This window comes from Gryllotalpicola sp. CP2-P1 (assembly GCF_057512245.1).
The window spans coordinates 1-1,541 of the sequence record NZ_JBLRDT010000354.1; the positions used below are offsets into that span (position 1 = coordinate 1).

The window sequence follows — 1,541 nt, forward strand, 5'->3', positions numbered from 1 at the left end:
CGCGGGCGCTGCGGCCGGGGTGGAAGCTCGACGCCTCGAGCGCGGCGCCCACGGTCATGAGCGGGCGGCGCAGCCGCCGGTAGCGCACGCCGTTGAAGGTCGCCTTCCCCGAGCTGGGGCGCTCGAGGCCGAGCAGCATGCGCAGGGTGGTCGTCTTCCCCGCGCCGTTCGGCCCGAGGAATCCGGTCACGCGACCCGGCTGCACGCCGAACGTCAGATCGTCCACGGCCTTCACGCGGCCGAATCGCTTCGTCAGGCCGGCGATCTCGATCGTCGCGCCGGGCAGCCCGGTTGTCGTAGGCATGGCCCTCCTCGTCGGGGTCGGCGGCGGGGGTGGAGCTCTTCCACCCTAACCACACCGACCCCCGAACGGGGGGCGGGCGCGTCTACAGCGCCGAGATGGTCCAGCCCGCGGTGTGCGACTCGCCGGGACCGAGCACGATCAGGTCGGTGCCCGAGTTGAAGGCATCGGGCGGGCAGGTCATCGGCTCGACCGCGAGGCCGACGCGGTGCAGCTCGGGGTGCAGCTCGGGCTGCGGCTGGTCGGCCGTGTGCACCTGCACCCAGGGGCACGCCGCGTCCCAGGTGATCGCGACGCCCTCGCCGCCCGCGGCGCGGACTTCGACGGACGCGCGGCCGGCGGCATCCCGCGCCAGCGACGTGAACGCGTGGTCGATGAAGACGCTGCCGATCTGGCGCGACTCGCGGAAGTCCCACGCGCCGTCGTTCGCGGTGTCGACGGATGCCAGGCCGAGCGGCAGCAGCGTGTCAGGGGTGACCTCGAGCACCTCGTCGGCGGGAAGCAGCAGCGACCAGTCGTCGACCAGGCCGGGGCCGGCCACGAGGTAGGGGTGCGGGCCGGTGCCCCACGGGGCGGCATCCGGCCCCGTGTTCACGCCCGTGATCGCAGAACGCAGCCCGTCGGCCCCGAGCTCGTACACGACCTCGACGTCGACGCGATGGGGATAGCCGGGCTGGGCGACGATGGTCGCGCCCAGCGTCACCCGCGACGGGGTCTGCTCGATGGCGCCGAAGTCGAGCCACGTGGCGAGGCCGTGCAGCGCGTTGCCGCGCTCGGGCTCGGTGAGCGGAACCTGCTGCAGGACCCCGTCGAAGCGGTACGCGCCGCCGCCGATGCGGTTCGGCCACGGGGCGAGCGCGGCGCCGCGATACGCGGGCCGCACGCTGTCGGCGTCGAAGGGCACGACGAGGTCGCGGCCGCGGTGGGTCAGCGTGCGCAGAGAGGCGCCGACCGACGCGATGGTGGCGCTGTAGTCGCCGAAGGTGAGCTCGTACTGGGTGCCGGACAGGGGTCGCGTCATACGGGCAACGCTAGCGGCTGGCGGGTCGGCCGGCGGGGCGGCCGGGCAGGTAACGGCGTTCCCCTGTCGGATGTCCGAGGCTGTCCCTAGCATGTGAGCGTGCCTCGACTCCCCGGCCCCCGCCTCGCCGTCACCGCTGCTCTCGCGGCCGCTCTCGCGGCGGCCGTCACCGTGGGAACCCCGGGCGTCGCGGCGGCCACCCCGACCCCCTCCCCGTCG

2 protein-coding genes are annotated in these 1,541 nt (G+C 74.4%); both read right to left on the reverse strand.

Annotated elements, in window-relative coordinates; all coding sequences use genetic code 11:
• A partial coding sequence (locus tag ACM2XV_RS15145) for an ATP-binding cassette domain-containing protein (protein WP_487027539.1) occupies positions 1-304 on the reverse strand: 304 nt, incomplete at its 3' end.
• 82 nt (positions 305-386) lie between these two features.
• On the reverse strand, positions 387-1,322 hold the full coding sequence (locus ACM2XV_RS15150; RefSeq protein WP_487027540.1) for an aldose 1-epimerase family protein: 936 nt from the start codon (positions 1,320-1,322) through the stop codon (positions 387-389).
• Between the last annotated feature and the right edge of the window lie 219 nt (positions 1,323-1,541).

What these genes read in the sequence shown, in the direction of transcription:
- ACM2XV_RS15150 (WP_487027540.1), bottom strand. Translation starts at nt 1,322, where the DNA reads ATGACGCGACCCCTGTCCGGCACCCAGTACGAGCTCACCTTCGGCGAC.